This window comes from Lentzea roselyniae (assembly GCF_039537795.1).
In the GTDB taxonomy this organism is placed as follows: domain Bacteria; phylum Actinomycetota; class Actinomycetes; order Mycobacteriales; family Pseudonocardiaceae; genus Lentzea; species Lentzea atacamensis.
In genome coordinates, this window is sequence record NZ_BAABBE010000017.1 from 169,633 (window position 1) to 184,521 (window position 14,889).

Sequence of the window (14,889 nt, forward strand, 5' to 3'; positions counted from 1 at the left end):
GATGGAAACCCAGCGCGACCTGCGGTCCACAACGGACGTGCTCACCGCGACCTCCTCGTCGAGAAGCGCATGACGACGGCGGACAGCACCGCGCAGATCACCGCGAGCAGCACCGACGCCGCCGCGGCCCGCCCGTTGTCACCGGCCACGAACGCGGCCTCGTACACGTACATGCTCGGCGACCAGGTGCTGGTCACCGTGCCGGTGAAGCCCCTGAGCACCATGGGTTCGGTGAACACCTGCAACGAACCGATGACGGTGAACACCACCGCCACGAAGATCGTCGGCCGGATCACCGGGATCTTGATCGACCACGCGGTGCGGAAGCCGCCCGCGCCGTCGGCTCGCGCCGCCTCGACGATCTCCCTGGGGACGGCCTGCAGCGCGGTGTAGAAGATGATCATGTTGTAGCCGACCCACTGCCACGTCGCGATGTTGGCGATCGAGGGCAGCACGGCGCTGTCGCTCAACGGGTCGAAGCCGAGCAGGTTCTTGATCGGGCCGATCGTCGGGCTGTAGAGGTAGGCCCAGATCAGGCCGCCGATGACCACCGGCACCGCGTACGGCACGAACACCGCGAGCGACCACATCCGCCTCAGTCGCACGACGGCGGAGTCCAGCAGCAGAGCCAGGATCAGCGCGCCGATCAGCATGCTCGGGATGTGCACGAGAGCGAACAGCGCGACGTTGCCCAGTCCCGCGTGGAACGCCTTGTCCGCGATCACCGAGACGTAGTTGCCGAGCCACACGAACACGTGCTCCGGCCCGGAGAAACCCAGTCCCTGCAGGCGTTCGGTGAACAGGCTGAGGTACAGCGCGTACAGCACGGGGACCAGCACGGTGCTCACGAGCAGCACCAGGAACGGCACTGCCAGCACCAGTCCCGCGAAGTCCTTCTTGCGGGTCCTGGTGACCGGTGCCGCGGACGGTTCGTCCAGCACGGGTGCGCGCTCGGGCGCGAGGACGCTCATGCCGTCTTCCCTTCCCGCACCGAGAGTCCCTTGGCGCGCATGTCGGCCACGGCGTGCTGCTGAATCTTCCGCAGAGCGTCCGGCAACGTCGTTCCGCCGCTGCGAACGGGCCCGAAGGCGTCGGAGATCGTGGAGAACAGCCGCAGGGCGTTAGGCCCCCAGGTCCAGTCCGGCACCCGCTTCGCCGCCTCGTCGAGGACGTCGTAGACGGGATCGCCGATGAAGTAGCCGCCCTTGTACGCCTGCCGCGCGATGGCGCGGTTGGGGAGGTGCGCGGGGAACGGCGTGGTGAACGTGCTGCCGATCTTCGGCACCTCCGGGTTCGTGCTGAGCCAGCGCAGGAACGTCATGGCGGCCTCTGGTGCCTTGCTCTCCGCGGAGATGCCGAACGCCGTGCCGCCCTGCACCCCGTTGGCGGCCTTGCCGTTCCACGTCGGCATGGTCGCCACGGCCCAGCGGCCGGTGTCCTTCGGGATCGACCTGCCCAGCGTGCCGACGCTCCACGACGCGCCGAGCAGGCCCCAGAGCTTGCCGTCGTGCATCCCGGCGATCCAGTCCTGCGTGCCGTGCACGACCCCCGCGACGAGGTTCTCCGTGATCATCGACTGCCAGAACGACCCGGTGCGCACCGTGCCCTCACCGGCGATGTCGACAGCCCAGGTGTCACCTTCCGCCGTCCACCACGGATCGCCCGCCTGCCACGACATGCCGGCGAAGAACGAGCCGTCGTTGAGCGGGAACGAGCAGATGCGCGCCTGCGGGTCGACCTGCTTGACGGCGGCCGCCGCCGTGCGGAACTCGTCCCACGTGCGCGGCAACGCGATGCCGTGCTGATCGAACAAGTCCTTGCGGTAGTAGAAGACCATCGGCGCGATGTCCATCGGCACTCCCCACGTCCGGCCGTCGGGCCGCACACCGCGCCACGCGGCGGGGGAGTACTGGCTCTCGAGATCGGCCATGTCCGCGGTGAGGTCGCGCAGCCCGCCGGTGAGCAGGATCTGCGGCAGACCCTGGTACTCGACGTGCAGGACGTCCGGCGCGTTGTGCGCCCGGATGGCGTTGGTCTGCTGGGCGTAGCCGCCGGACAGACCCGCCGCGATCACCCGCAGCTCGACGAACACGTCCTTCTGCGCGGCGTTGAACGCGGCGACGTACTTGTCCATGCCGGTCAACCAGGACCAGATGGTGACAGGGGTGGCGCCCGGCGGTGCGGCGGTGGCAGTGCAGCCGCCGACAAGGCCCGCCGCGCCCAGTGCGGCGGTGGCGCGCAGAAAACCGCGGCGCGAGACGCCGGGGTCCCGCAGCGCTGGGGAAAGCTCCATTGCTGACCCTCCTGCTGGAGTGATGTGGCACACCTCAACGCGTGGCACACTCACTGGTCAACGAAACGATCGGAAACGATCGAAACCGATCAGAAGCGAAGCGATGAACCAGAAGTTGGCTGCTCAGCGCCATGAGCTGATCCTGCGGGCCGTACGGACGCACGGCACCGTCCGCTTGCCGGATCTGGTGGAGCTGCTCGGCGTGTCGGCGGTGACCGTGCGCCGGGACGTCACCGCGCTCGCCGACCGCGGTCTGGTGGTGCGCGTCCACGGCGGGATCACCATGCCCCGCCACGCGGAGCCCTTTCCGCGCGGACCGCAGTCCGTGGTCGGCCCGGCCCCGACGCACCCGCTGGTGGGCATGGTGGCGCCGTCGGTCGAGTACTACTGGCCCGCGGTGATCCAGGGCGCGCAGACCGCCGTGGCCGCGGCGGGCGGCAGGCTGGTGCTGCGGGCGTCCAGCTACGACGCCATCGAGGACCGCCGCCGGGTGTGCGAGCTGCTCGACCGCGGTGTGCAGACCCTGCTGGTGGCGCCGAGCACGACCGGCCGCGCGGGCGTCGAACTGCTGCGCTGGCTGGGGGCGCAGTCGGTGCCCGTCGTGCTCGTCGAACGGCTTCCGCCGCCGGCGTTGCCCACGATCGCCCTCGACGCCGCGGTGACCGACCACGAGATCGGCGCCGGGCTCGCCGTGCGGCACCTGGCGACGCTCGGCCACAGCCGCATCGGCCTGGTCACCTCGCGGCAGAGCCCGCACAGCGACGCCATCCGCGCGGGCTGGACCACGGCCGTGTCGTCGCTGGAGCTGCCGTTCAACGGAGTTCCCGCGCTCGACGTGCCGCCCTACGGCTCTCCACAGTGGACACGAGCGGTCGACCACGTGATCGACGAGTGCCTGAACGCCTCCGTGCACGCCGTCCTGGTGCACGCCGACCGCGAGGCGATCGGTCTGCTGGAACGCACGCGGGAGCGCGGAGTTCGCGTGCCGGAAGATCTCGCCGTCGTGTCGTACGACGACGAGGTGGCGGCGGCGTCCGATCCGCCGCTCACGGCCGTGCGACCGCAGAAGCACCGGCTCGGGGCGCTCGCCGCCCAGCTCGCGCTGGCACGGCTGGCGGATCCGCTGGACCGGCCGGTGCACCGCGTGGTGCTGTGGCCGACGCTGACGGTGCGGGAGTCGTGCGGGAACGAGCTCAACACTAGCCGCGGCCTCGGGTGAAAACGGGTGGACGATCCGGCGGATCCCGCACCAAGATCGGGGGCATGCGCCAAGAGGACATCTGGGACGCCGAGACCGCGCAGCAGTACGACACGCCTGGCACCGGTGCGTTCGCGCCGGAGGTGCTGGAGCCGATGGTCGAGCGCCTCGCGGCCCTCGCGGACGGCGGCAGAGCCCTCGAGTTCGCCATCGGCACCGGCCGGGTCGCCGTCCCGCTGGCCGCGCGCGGCGTGCCGGTCGCGGGCATCGAGCTGTCCCAGCCGATGATCGACGTGCTGCGCGCAAAGGCCGACGAGGCAACCATTCCGGTGGTCAACGGCGACATGGCCATGGCGCGCCTGCCAGGCGAGTACACCCTCGTTTTCCTCATCTTCAACACGATCTCGAACCTGTTGACCCAGGCCGAGCAGGTGGAGTGCTTCCGCAACGCCGCGCGGCACCTCGTCCCCGGTGGCCGGTTCGTGATCGAGCTCGGCGTGCCGGCGTTGCGCAGCCTGCCGCCGGGGCAGCCGGCCAGGGTCCGGCACGCTGAACCCGGTTACCTGGCAATGGAAACCTACGATCTCGTGCGCCAGCGCATGATCTCCCACCACCTCCGCTTCGGCGACGGCAGGGAAGCGCGGCTCTTCCGCACCCCGCACCGCTACGTCTGGCCCGCCGAGCTCGACCTGATGGCGCAGATCGCCGGGTTCGAGCTGGAGAGCAGGCACGCGGACTGGCGCGGGGCCGAGTTCACAGATGAGTCGGGCTCACATGTTTCGGTCTACCGCTTGTCCTGACGCCTTCTGTTCTGACCGATTCCGATCATTCCTGATCGGATCGTTGACGCGCGCACTGCTCAGCCCCTTCCGTCGAGAGAGCCGAGAAGGAGGAGACAGATGCCAAAGATGTCGTTGTCCCGCTTCACGAGTGTGGGTGTGGCCATCGCCGCGGTGCTGGCGCTGGCCGCACCCGCGACCGCTGCCGCCGAGGTGCGGCTGCAGGGCACCATCAGCTGGAGGCTGGTGAAGGCGCCCAACCCGACCGCCGACCAGCAGCGAGCGTACGACCTGATCACGCGCGCCATGAACGCCGCGGTGTCCCGCTACAACAACCTCAGCGGCCTGACCAAGTCCATCACAGCGCACTACGACCCGAACGTGCCCACGGCGGACGGCAACATCAACGGCACGATCCGCTTCGGCAAGACCGGCTTCATGACGGAACGCACAGCGCTGCACGAGATCTCCCACACGATCGGCGTCGGCACCAGCGGCAAGTGGCGAGGCCTCGGCTGCGGCGGGACCTACAACGGTTCCAGGGCCACCGCGCTCGTCAAGCAGTACGACGGCCAGGGCGCGGTCATCCACTGCGACAGCCAGCACTTCTGGCCGTACGGGCTGAACCATGACAACGAGTTCTCGCAGACCAACGCGGACCGGCACGTCAGGATCGTGGACGCGATGGTGCGTGACGGCCTCTAGGACCCCTCCCGTCATCCTGCGCAGGGCTGCGAGCAGGCGGTTAACGAGGATTTAGCGGATTCTTCGCGGGCTGCTGCCGCGATGGTGGGCGACGCCATCAGGGCCGATCCCGGGGAGGAATCATCTTGAAGTTGATCGTCAAACCGCTCGGTGTGGCGCTGCCCGCCCTGTTCGCAGTCCTGGCGCTGTCATCGCCGTGAGCTCTACCCGGGCAACCTCCTCGTCCACGGCATAGATCACCTCGTCATGATCGCGAAGAACCGGCTCAAGCGCATCCAGTACCGACCCGGACTGATGGACGCCTTCTTCGCCCACACCGGGCTGGACCTCGAACCAGAACCGCCTTAACGCCGGCCTTTCAAGATCTGTATCGGCCACGTCTGCGCCAGGAAGACGGAACTCGTTGCCGTGGTTGACAAGTTGATCCGTTTCCACAGCACTGTCCGGCGGCACTCCACGATCGGGATGCCCAGTCCCGACGACTACGAGAAGTCACTCCGAGCGGCGGCCAAGCCTTGCAAGTCCCCTGTCCACCATTCGGGGTGAACCTCATGGCAGGTCAGGCGGAGAAGCGGTTCACCACCTCTGGGTGGACGACGATGCGCACCACGCCCCCGATACGCCACTCATCGAGGAGCTTCTGGTGGTTCGGGTCGCTCATGTCCCAGTATCGTTCGGCGAGACGAGCCGCGAGCTCGGCGCCACCCTGATCGTGGAGAGTGACCGAGCCCTCCACCGCTACCCAGTGTTCGGGCTCACCAGATGGAGCTGCGACGACGACGGAAGCACGGGGGTGCTCCCGGAGACGGTCGAGCTTCGGTGCATCCGGGACGGAGAACATCTGCACGTCGCCGTCGTCGGTCACCTCGAACCACACCGGGCGCGGTGCCGGCCAGCGTTCACCGCGTGGTGCAACGGTGAGGAAGGCGTACAGCGGCCGTGCGAGCAGGGCAAGATCCTCATCGCGGAACATGAGAGCTACCTTATGGCTCGCCGTTCCCGCAGAGGTTGAATGGTGTCGACGAGGCCGGAACCGTCCAGTACCGACCCGACCTGCTGACCGGCTCCTCGCCCAGACCGGCCCCAGCCTCGACACTGCGCCACCGCAGTCCTGACCATGCTAGTCGGACCTGGCGGGCGTCGTGGCTCCAGCCGCGGCGCCCGTCTCGGGTGACGCCGTGGCGAGCTGGAGAACCCAGGCGCTCCAAGCGGTGTCGGCGCGCTGCCCGGACAGTTCGAGCGCGGCCGAGACCGTCTGGATCAGTCCCGTGGCGAAGAACGTGCGCACCTGGAACGCGTCCGCCCCCGTCAGCCTGGCGATCGACGCCAGGAGAGCGAGGTGACGCCGGCGTACCGCCTCCTGCACGTCACCGTCGGCCGCTCCGGCGTAACCCTGCAACATCACCATGCCGATGGTGCGCTCGCGCCGCAGGAGCCGCACGTAGGCGTCACCCAGCGCGGGCAGTGTCGGTTCGGCGCGCTCGAACGCGGCTTCGATCTTGTCGTAAGTCACGTCGACGACTTCGAGGAACAGCTTCTTCTTGGAGCCGAACATCTGCACGACGCGCGGGTGTGAAATCCCCGCCCGTTCGGCGATGGCGTCCAGACGGCCTCCCGCGAGGCCGTTCCCGGCGAACTCGGCTTCGGCCGCCGCGAGGATGCTCGCCCTGCGCACCGCGGCGGGCATCCGGGCAGGAGCGCCCTCGCTCATCCGCGGACCTGGCGTTCCACGAACTTGTTGTCGTACAGGCACCGGTAGGCGTGGATCAGTCCGTCCTCGCCGACCTCCAGCCGGTCGTCGCCGTGGAACTCGACGCGCCGATCGGTGCCGGCGACCGTGCCGGTGAACTGCCATGCCACCACCACGGCACGCCGGGTCGTCTCGGCGTAGAAGCCCACGCGCGTGAAGGAGTAGTCCGGGAACGTGCGCGTCATCTGCGCCACGAACTCACGGATGGACTCTGGGCCGTGCGCCGTCTTGCCCAGCGCCGGCTCGTCGTACACCAGGTCGTCCGCGCACATCGCCGCCACCGCGTCGGCGTCGTGCGTGTTCCACGCCCGCTCCCACCGGCCGCAGAACGTCTCGATCGCGTCTACATCTGTGGCTGCCACCTCGGCCATCGTCATGCATCTAACTTACAAGTAAGTAAGAACGGACGCCAGGGCCCAGGTTGCGGGTTTGTGACGGGCCCGGCCTGGTGAAAGTCGACCAGTCGGTCGGGACCCCTTCGCTCATCCACATCCGGTTCGCAGCGCGCAGGCGCTCATCGGATCAGCGGGAGCGGCCTGTGCCGCCGGTGTGCTCATCGGGCTCGCCCAGGGCGCTGCCACGAGCAGGGCGGCCACGGGCAGGGTGGCTCCGCGTTTCTTCCAACTCACCACGGCCCTCGCTTCCGGATGCCGATGCGGCAGCGGAGTTCGAGGCAACCACGATGATCATGCGCGGTGACAGGGCCGACGGTGGGGTGTCAACAACTGTCAACCATCACCCGGCGGACAGCTCGTAAACCGTTTCCTGCTCGTAGGTCTCGCCGGGGCGCAGCACCGTGCTCGGGAAGTCCGGGCGGTTCGGCGAGTCCGGGAAGTGCTGTGCCTCCAACGCGAAGCCCGCGCCGCGCCGGTACGGGTGGCCGCTCGTGCCGATCAGGTCGGACGAGAGGAAGTTGCCGGAGTAGAACTGCAGACCCGGCTTGGTCGTCCACACCGTCAGCATCCGGCCGGAGCCGATGTCGTGCGCCCGCGCCGCGAAGCCGAGCGAGTCCGGCTCGTCGAGCACCCAGTTGTGGTCGTAGCCGTGCCCGAGCCGCAGCTGCGGGTGGGGTGCGTCGATGCGCGCGCCGATCGGGGTCGGCTCGCGGAAGTCGAACGGCGTGCCACCGACCGGTGCGGGCGGGCCCTGCAGGATCAGCGCGTCGTCGACCGGGCAGAACAACCCGGCGCGGATGGTCAGCAGGTGGTCGTAGACGTCGCCGGAGCCTTCGCCGGCGAGGTTCCAGTAGGTGTGGTTGGTCAGGTTCACGACCGTGGGCGCGTCGGTCTGGGCGCGATAGCCGATGCTCAGCCGGTTGCGCGTGTCGAGCCGGTACGTCACCACCGTCGTGACGGTGCCGGGGAAGCCCTGGTCGCCGTCCGGGCTGACGTGGGTCAGGCGCACGCCCGCCCCGTCGGCGTCGGTGAAGGGGCTCGCCTGCCACACGTGCGTGTCGAAGCCCGTGATGCCGCCGTGCAGGCTGTTGCCGTTCTCGTTGGCGGTCAGCCGGTGCTCGACGCCGTCGAGGGTGAACGCGGCACCGCCGATCCGGTTGGCGTAACGGCCGATCAGCGCGCCGAAGAACACCCGGCCCGCGTCCGGCCGGTTGTTGGCCACGTAGCCGTCGAGCGTGGGGAACCCGAGCACGACGTTCTTCTGCTCGCCGTCGCGGCCGGGCGCGTCCAGCGACTGGATCACGCCGCCGAGGTCGAGGATCCGCGCCGTGACGCCGCCGGGGTTGGCCAGCACGAACCGGTGGACGTCCACGTCCCCGATCCGGCCGAAGTGCTCGCGGCTGACCGTGGGTGTGGCGGTCTCGGAGCGGTGCATCGGCGGTGCCTCCCGGTCGGGTCGAGGTGGTGCTCCGGTCGATGTTAACGCTAACAGTCGGGCGCCGACCGGCCCGTGCGGGCATGCGAGCCCATAGGCTGGGAGGCGATCACGTGAAGGAGGCCGTCTTGATCTTCATCACCGCCAAGTTCCGTGTCCTGCCCGAGTACGCGGACACCTGGCCGGAGCTCTCCCGCGCTTTCACCGAGGCCACCCGCGCCGAACCCGGCTGCCTGTGGTTCGACTGGTCGCGCAGCCTCGACGACGAGACCGAGTACGTGCTCGTCGAGGCCTTCCGCGACGGTGACGCGGGTGCGGCACACGTGCAGTCCGCGCACTTCAAGGTCGCACAGGCGGAGCTGCCGCCGTACCTGCAGGAGACACCGAAGATCGTGAACGCGGTGCTGGAGCAGGACGACTGGTCTCTGTTGGGCGAGATGGAGGTTGCGCCACGCGGGTGAGGGGCCGGGCGTGGCGCGGCTCCGGCGTCGAGGATGGCGGGATGGACGCCTTCGTGGAGTTGTCCGCCGAGCTGACCGGGTTCTCGGCGGAGGAGCTGAGGTCGACCGGACTGGTCGAGCAGTACGCGACGCTGGCGCGCGGCGCGTCGGACGCCGAGATCATCCAGCTCTGGTACACCGGGGTCTGGCGCGGGGTGATCCCGAGCTCCCGCGCCTACGCGGAAGGTCTGGCGTGGAAGGCGGTCGGGGTCGCGGCGCCCGGCACGGACGGGCCCGGCTTCGGCAGCTGGGAGCGCAGACCCAGAGGCAGCGCCTCATGAGAGCCGTGGTCGTCGGCGCCGGGTTCGCCGGCTCACTGATCGCGAAGGTGCTGGGGGACAACGGTTTTCGGGTCCTCGTGCTCGAAGCGGGAGCACAGACCGACCACGACGAGGCCGTGCGGAGGTTCCGGACGGTGCTCGTCAAGACACCGCTCGCGCCGTACCGCAGGACGGTGGCGGCGCCGTCGAGCGAGTACCTGGTCAACACCGGGCCGTTCGCGTACTCGAGCCCGTACCTGCGGATGAACGGCGGCACCGGAACCGTCTGGACCGGGATCACGCCCCGCATGCACCCCGAGGACTTCCGGACCGCGGACCTGGGCCGCGGCCGCAACTGGCCGCTCTCGTACGACGACCTGGAGCCCTACTACCGCGCGGCGGAGTGGGAGATCGGGGTCGCGGCCGACGCCGACGAGCAACGGCAGCACGTTCCGGTGGCGGACGGCTACGTCTACCCGATGCACGCCTTGCCCCGCACGTATCTCGACCACGCGGTCGCGTCCGTTGTGGACGGTGCGCACATCGACGGCCGCGAGCTCCTGCTGGTCGGCACCCCGCAGGCGCGCAACGGTGTCCCGGTGAGCGGCTACCGGCCGGACGGCAACCGGTGCGCCGGGTTCGCGAGTTGCGTGCCGGTGTGCCCGGAGGACGCCAAGTACACGCCGCACCGCACCCAGAAGCGCTGGTCGCCCAACGTCGAGCTGCGCACCAGATGCGTCGTGAACCGCGTGCACGCCGACGAGTTCGGACGCGTCACCAAGGTCAGTTATCAGCGCTACGAGGACGACACGACCGGCAGGCACACCCGGCAAGAGGCGGAAGCCGACGTCGTCGTGCTCGCCGCGCACACCATCGAGAACGCCAAGCTGCTGCTCATGTCCGGCCTGGCGAACAGCAGCGACCAGGTCGGCCGCAACCTGATGGACCACCCGGCACTGCTGACGTGGGCGCTGATGCCGCACCCGATCGGCCCGTTCCGCGGTCCGGGGTCGACGACGAGCATCGAGGCGTTCCGGTGCGGGCGGGACCGCGCCACGCGGGCACCGTTCCGCATCGAGATCGGCAACTGGGGCTGGGGCTGGTCGGCGGGCAGTCCGGACTCGGACACGGCCGAGTTCGTCGCGGCGGGCCTGCGCGGCACCGCGCTGCGCCGAGCCGTGGCGGACCGCGTGGGCAGGCAGTTCACGCTTCAGTTCGAGATCGAGCAGGAAGCCGACCCCGCGAACCGGGTCACTCTTGGCGCGGACCGCGACGCGATGGGCAACCCACGCCCGTCGATCCACTACACGCTGTCGGACTACGTGAAAGACGGTCTGCTGGCCGCGAAACGGGTGTCGGACCGGATCTTCGAACTGCTCGGCGCCGATGACTACACGTCGTACAAGCCGGACGAGGAGCGGTACTTCGAGCACAACGGCGAGCCGCTGCGCCACTGGGGCGCCGGGCACGGCGGCGGCACGCACGTGATGGGCTCCTCGCCGCGCGACTCGGTGGTGGACCAGTGGCAACGCTGCTGGGACCACCCCAATCTGTACGCGGTGGGGTGTGGCAGCATGCCGTCGCTCGGCACGACGAACCCCTCGCTGACGATGGCCGCGCTCGCCCTGCGCACGGCCGACCACCTCGTGACGGCGTTCAGCCGGGCGACGGGCCGCGCCGTGCTCGCAGAACCAGCAGGATCGCGGCCCCCACCGCGATGACGACGACGCCGTTGCCGAACGCCCACAGCACCGCATGGCCGTGCACGACCTCCCGGCTGACGGCAGGGTCGCGGAAGACCGGGTTGACCTGCGTGATCAGCAGGACCTTCAGCGCGACCGACACCACGAGACACCCGAGTGCCGGCCACGGTGCCCGCGTGACGACCGCCAGGACCACCCCGAGCGGCCCCCACGGCAGGTAGTAGTAGATCGGGCTGCCTGCCGCGAACACGCCGACGAGCGAACCCGGCCGCGGGTCGGCCAGCAGCTGCGGGTTCCACACGACCTGCTCGTAGAGGTTGCCGAAGAACCACATGCTCAGCAGAGGTACGACCAGCCGCGAAAGAATCACCGGGCCATCATGTCGAAATGTCGAAACGACCGTGACGTCGATCGACGCAGGTGTGGCGGCCCAACGCCGCCGTACCGAGATCAGGGAGATGACATGCGGTTTCTGTTGATGCACCGGGTCCCGGAGGACGCCGACGCGGCGTGGAAGGCGAGTCCGGAGCTTCATCGGCGGATGAACGAGTTCGTCGACAAGCTGAACGCGAACGGTGTGTTCCTCGGTGGTGAGGGCGTGCACAAGCCGTCCAGGGGCGCGGCCGTGCGCAGGCGCGGTGCCGAGATCAAGTCGACCGACGGCCCGTTCGCCGAGGCCAAGGAGGTCATCGGCGGGTTCATGATCATCAACGCGAAGGACCTCGCCGAGGCCAAGGCCGTCGCGGAGGAGTACATCACCTGTTTCGCGGGCGTGGAGGAGATGTCGGTTGAGGTCCGGCAGGTCGTCGAGGCCGACGAGATCCCAGAGCTCCTAGCCTAGGTAACGCAGCTCGACGACGAACCATTCGCCGGCGAGCGAGCACGGACCGCCCTGATGGAGCCGCACGTCCTCGGCGTCGAGAGCGGCGAGCACGTGCGGCCCCTCCAGCTGCAGCTCGACGTCCGCAACGGTTCGCACGCTGACGTCGGAGTCCGTGACGTCCAATGGCGCGGCCAGCTTCTCGCCGAGGTCCTTCAGCTCGACGAGCCGGTTGCGGTAGCGGGACGTGCCGATGTTCGTCAGCCGGTGGACGGGCGACACCGGGCGGTGGACCCAGCCGCCGCGGTGCTCGGAGATGAACCTCGGCTCGCTGCCGTCGAGCCAGTCCATGCGGCCTTGCGAGCCCTCGATGCTCAGCACCACGTACGGGTTGTGGTGCAGGTGCCACGGGTGGGTCTCGCCCGGTTCGAGCGAGACCTCCCACACCCGCACCAGCTCGTCGTCGTAGAGCACCCGCTGACCCACGTCGACGAGCTCGATCTCCTCACCCGCAGGCGAGACCACGACGTCACCCCTCAAGGCACACCTCCCGCAGGTCTTCGTCGGGCTGAAGGTCGCGATCACACTGGCGGTGATCGGGGCGGTGATCGGTGAGTTCGTCGGCGCCCGCGCCGGACTGGGCTACGTGATCTACACGTCCGGTGCGAGCGCCGACACCTCACTGGCCTTCGCGGCGATGGCCCTGCTCGCGGTGATCAGCGTCGCGCTGTTCTACGGCCTGGGCTACGTCGAGAAGAAGGTCCTGCCCTACGCGTGACCGCCCGCGGCGAGGCGCATCAGGTCCGAGTCGAGGTCGATCGACAGCTCGGTGCCGCCCGCGCTGCCGAACTCGTGCTGGTAGCGGCCCCACGACTCGGCACGCACCTGCTTCTCGAACCCGGAGGCCATGAGCGCCACCAGTTCGAGGGCCGCGCGGTCGATGCGCTTGTTCAGCGCGTTGTCCTGCCAGTCCTCGGTGGAGGCGAACAGCGACGTCGGCACGACGACGGTCCGCAGGTAGGCGAACAGGCCGCGCATCTGGTCGTCGACCACGAGCGCGTGCCTCGCCGTGCCGGCGGTCGCGGCGAGCACGACGGGCTTCGCGATCAGCAGGTCGTTGTCCAGGATCTGGAAGAACGACGTGAACAGCCCGCTGGCGCCCGCCTTGTAGACGGGGGTGCTCGCGACGATGCCGTCCGCGTGCTGCAGCGTGGTGATCGCCTGCTGCAGCTTGGGCCCGATGTGGTTGGACACCAGCGCGTTCGCGATCTCGCTCGCCAGCTCGCGCAGCTCGACGACCTGGATGCCGGCCTGGTACTGCTTCTCGGACGCGAGCTGCGCCACGCGCTGGGCGGCGCGGTCGGCGAGCAGGCGCGTGGACGACGGGTCGCTCGTGCCGGCCGAGACGACCACGAGCTTGAACTGTTCGGTCATTTCTCCTCGCTCTGGGCCAGCTTGCCGGTGATCACGGCGAGCTGCTCGAGTTCTTCCGGCGTCAGCACGTTCAACGCGCGGGTGACGCTGCGGGCGTGCGGACGGCCGATCTCCCGCTGGGTCCTGCGGCCTTCCGGGGTGAGCGACAGGCGCACACCCCGGCGGTCGCCGGGATCCGGGCAGCGGTCCACCAGCCCGCGGTCGGCCAGGCGGTCGACCATTCGGGACAGCGCGGGCTGGCTCAGCAGAACGTGGCGGTTCAGCTCACTCATCCGCAGTGGACTGTCGCATTTGGACAAGGTGTAGAGGACGTCGTACTCGCGCATCGTCAGGTCGCCCCAGACGTCCTCCGCGTTGAACCGCTTCATCAGCACGGCGTAGGCCCTCATCAGGGACTCCCACGCCTCGTTCGCTCTGGTCACTGGGAATCCTGGTACGGCGAGCCACCGGTGACGTTGTCACCCCGGTTGGCGTTCGGGCGCGGCTGACGCGCGGGCTGGTCGCCGTACTTCTCCTCGACGCGCCGGGCGTGCGTCGGCGGCTTGGCGGTCTCCGGGTCCTGGCGTGCCTCGATCTCCTTGCGCAGCACCGGAACCACCTCCTCGCCCAGCAGGTCGAGCTGGTTCAGCACGGTCTTGAGCGGCAGGCCGGCGTGGTCCATCAGGAACATCTGGCGCTGGTAGTCGCCGAAGTGCTCGCGGAAGGTCAGCGTCTTGTCGATGACCTCCTGCGGGCTGCCGACCGACAGAGGCGTCATCTCCATGAAGTCCTCCATCTTCGGACCGTGCCCGTAGACCGGCGCCTCGTTGAAGTACGGCCGGAACTCGTTGATCGCGTCCTGCGACCGCTTCGCGATGTAGGCCTGACCACCGAGGCCGACGATGGCCTGCTTCTCCGTTCCGTGGCCGTAGTGCGCGTACCGCTGGCGGTAGAACTTGATCAGCCGCATGTAGTGCTCTTTCGGCCAGAAGATGTTGTTCGCGAAGAAGCCGTCGCCGTAGTAGGCGGCCTGCTCCGCGATCTCCGGCGTGCGGATCGACCCGTGCCACACGAACGGGGGCACGTCGTCCAACGGCCGCGGCGTGCTCGTGAAGCCCTGCAACGGCGTGCGGAACTTGCCCTCCCAGTCGATCACGTCCTCGCGCCACAACCGGTGCAGGAGGTTGTAGTTCTCCAGCGCCAGCGGCAGGCTCTGCCGGATGTCCGCGCCGAACCACGGGTACACCGGCGCGGTGTTGCCGCGGCCCAGCATCAGGTCCATGCGGCCCTTCGCCAGGTGCTGCAGCATCGCGTACTCCTCGGCGATGCGCACGGGGTCGTTGGTGGTGATCAGCGTCGTCGCGGTGCTGACGATCAGCCTCTTGGTCCTCGCCGCGATGTGGGCGAGCAGCGTGGTCGGCGCCGACGAGAAGAAGGGCGGGTTGTGGTGCTCGCCGATCGCGAACACGTCCAGTCCCACTTCCTCGGCCTTCTCGGCGATCTGCACGATCGCGTCGATCCGCTCGGCCTCGCTGGGGGTCTCGCCGCTCACCGGGTCCCTGGTGATGTCGCTCACCGAGAACACTCCGAACTGCACGGCACCCGCCTCCTTCTGTTGTTTCATGCGTTTGCATCTAT

General features: G+C 69.0%; 19 protein-coding genes. 8 read left to right on the forward strand and 11 right to left on the reverse strand.

Features of this window, described 5'->3' with window-relative positions:
• Positions 1-41 precede the first annotated feature (41 nt).
• Positions 42-971, reverse strand: coding sequence for a carbohydrate ABC transporter permease (locus ABFX45_RS28620; protein ID WP_109636412.1), 930 nt, complete (start codon positions 969-971; stop codon positions 42-44).
• Positions 968-2,293, reverse strand: a complete 1,326-nt coding sequence (locus ABFX45_RS28625; protein WP_109636413.1) for an ABC transporter substrate-binding protein — start codon at positions 2,291-2,293, stop codon at positions 968-970. Before ABFX45_RS28625 ends, ABFX45_RS28620 begins: the two co-directional genes overlap by 4 nt.
• 103 nt (positions 2,294-2,396) lie before the next feature.
• Between ABFX45_RS28625 and ABFX45_RS28630 the strand changes: the two genes are divergently transcribed.
• From ABFX45_RS28630 to ABFX45_RS28640, 3 genes are all read left to right on the forward strand, one after another.
• A complete protein-coding gene (locus ABFX45_RS28630; protein ID WP_346133225.1) occupies positions 2,397-3,512 on the forward strand; it encodes a substrate-binding domain-containing protein in 1,116 nt (371 codons plus the stop codon).
• A 44-nt stretch (positions 3,513-3,556) separates the two neighbouring features.
• Positions 3,557-4,291: a class I SAM-dependent methyltransferase gene (locus tag ABFX45_RS28635; RefSeq protein ID WP_346133227.1), complete on the forward strand. Its 735-nt coding sequence runs from the start codon at positions 3,557-3,559 to the stop codon at positions 4,289-4,291.
• A gap of 99 nt (positions 4,292-4,390) precedes the next feature.
• Complete coding sequence (locus ABFX45_RS28640; RefSeq protein ID WP_346133229.1) at positions 4,391-4,975, forward strand: hypothetical protein; 585 nt, start codon at positions 4,391-4,393, stop codon at positions 4,973-4,975.
• Positions 4,976-5,534: 559 nt separating this feature from the next.
• Here the strand turns inward: ABFX45_RS28640 and ABFX45_RS28645 are convergent.
• From ABFX45_RS28645 to ABFX45_RS28660, 4 genes are all read right to left on the reverse strand, one after another.
• Positions 5,535-5,948, reverse strand: a complete 414-nt coding sequence (locus tag ABFX45_RS28645; RefSeq protein ID WP_112225770.1) for a pyridoxamine 5'-phosphate oxidase family protein — start codon at positions 5,946-5,948, stop codon at positions 5,535-5,537.
• Between the two features lie 147 nt (positions 5,949-6,095).
• Complete coding sequence (locus ABFX45_RS28650; protein ID WP_346133231.1) at positions 6,096-6,686, reverse strand: TetR/AcrR family transcriptional regulator; 591 nt, start codon at positions 6,684-6,686, stop codon at positions 6,096-6,098.
• Complete coding sequence (locus ABFX45_RS28655) at positions 6,683-7,102, reverse strand: nuclear transport factor 2 family protein (RefSeq protein ID WP_233439482.1); 420 nt, start codon at positions 7,100-7,102, stop codon at positions 6,683-6,685. Before ABFX45_RS28655 ends, ABFX45_RS28650 begins: the two co-directional genes overlap by 4 nt.
• A gap of 358 nt (positions 7,103-7,460) precedes the next feature.
• Entirely contained in the window at positions 7,461-8,555 is a 1,095-nt protein-coding gene (locus ABFX45_RS28660; RefSeq protein ID WP_346133234.1) for an aldose epimerase family protein, read from the reverse strand.
• 128 nt (positions 8,556-8,683) lie between these two features.
• Between ABFX45_RS28660 and ABFX45_RS28665 the strand changes: the two genes are divergently transcribed.
• The 3 genes from ABFX45_RS28665 to ABFX45_RS28675 are packed head-to-tail and all read left to right on the forward strand — an operon-like array spanning position 8,684 to position 11,036.
• Positions 8,684-9,016, forward strand: coding sequence for a putative quinol monooxygenase (locus ABFX45_RS28665; protein ID WP_346133276.1), 333 nt, complete (start codon positions 8,684-8,686; stop codon positions 9,014-9,016).
• Between the two features lie 41 nt (positions 9,017-9,057).
• Complete coding sequence (locus ABFX45_RS28670; RefSeq protein WP_109636420.1) at positions 9,058-9,336, forward strand: hypothetical protein; 279 nt, start codon at positions 9,058-9,060, stop codon at positions 9,334-9,336.
• On the forward strand, positions 9,333-11,036 hold the full coding sequence (locus ABFX45_RS28675) for a GMC family oxidoreductase (protein WP_346133236.1): 1,704 nt from the start codon (positions 9,333-9,335) through the stop codon (positions 11,034-11,036). Before ABFX45_RS28670 ends, ABFX45_RS28675 begins: the two co-directional genes overlap by 4 nt.
• On the opposite strand, the gene ABFX45_RS28680 is transcribed toward ABFX45_RS28675, so the two are convergent.
• Positions 10,972-11,388: a hypothetical protein gene (locus ABFX45_RS28680; RefSeq protein ID WP_346133241.1), complete on the reverse strand. Its 417-nt coding sequence runs from the start codon at positions 11,386-11,388 to the stop codon at positions 10,972-10,974. The two genes, ABFX45_RS28675 and ABFX45_RS28680, sit on opposite strands and share 65 nt — an antisense overlap.
• A 93-nt stretch (positions 11,389-11,481) precedes the next feature.
• Here ABFX45_RS28680 and ABFX45_RS28685 point away from each other — a divergent pair, with 93 nt between their 5' ends.
• A complete protein-coding gene (locus tag ABFX45_RS28685) occupies positions 11,482-11,859 on the forward strand; it encodes a YciI family protein (protein ID WP_346133243.1) in 378 nt (125 codons plus the stop codon).
• Here ABFX45_RS28685 and ABFX45_RS28690 read toward each other — a convergent pair.
• Positions 11,851-12,363, reverse strand: a complete 513-nt coding sequence (locus ABFX45_RS28690; RefSeq protein WP_346133245.1) for a hypothetical protein — start codon at positions 12,361-12,363, stop codon at positions 11,851-11,853. The two genes, ABFX45_RS28685 and ABFX45_RS28690, sit on opposite strands and share 9 nt — an antisense overlap.
• A gap of 67 nt (positions 12,364-12,430) precedes the next feature.
• Here ABFX45_RS28690 and ABFX45_RS28695 point away from each other — a divergent pair, with 67 nt between their 5' ends.
• The gene (locus tag ABFX45_RS28695) at positions 12,431-12,616 is read left to right on the forward strand and encodes a hypothetical protein (RefSeq protein ID WP_233439483.1); all 186 of its coding nucleotides are present in this window, start codon (positions 12,431-12,433) and stop codon (positions 12,614-12,616) included.
• Here the strand turns inward: ABFX45_RS28695 and ABFX45_RS28700 are convergent.
• The 3 genes from ABFX45_RS28700 to ABFX45_RS28710 are packed head-to-tail and all read right to left on the reverse strand — an operon-like array spanning position 12,607 to position 14,848.
• Positions 12,607-13,272: a CE1759 family FMN reductase gene (locus tag ABFX45_RS28700; protein WP_109636425.1), complete on the reverse strand. Its 666-nt coding sequence runs from the start codon at positions 13,270-13,272 to the stop codon at positions 12,607-12,609. The genes ABFX45_RS28695 and ABFX45_RS28700 overlap by 10 nt on opposite strands.
• A complete protein-coding gene (locus ABFX45_RS28705; RefSeq protein WP_233439484.1) occupies positions 13,269-13,694 on the reverse strand; it encodes a MarR family winged helix-turn-helix transcriptional regulator in 426 nt (141 codons plus the stop codon). The genes ABFX45_RS28700 and ABFX45_RS28705 overlap by 4 nt, the downstream gene beginning before the upstream one ends.
• The gene (locus ABFX45_RS28710) at positions 13,691-14,848 is read right to left on the reverse strand and encodes an LLM class flavin-dependent oxidoreductase (RefSeq protein WP_346133279.1); all 1,158 of its coding nucleotides are present in this window, start codon (positions 14,846-14,848) and stop codon (positions 13,691-13,693) included. The genes ABFX45_RS28705 and ABFX45_RS28710 overlap by 4 nt, the downstream gene beginning before the upstream one ends.
• Positions 14,849-14,889: the final 41 nt, after the last annotated feature.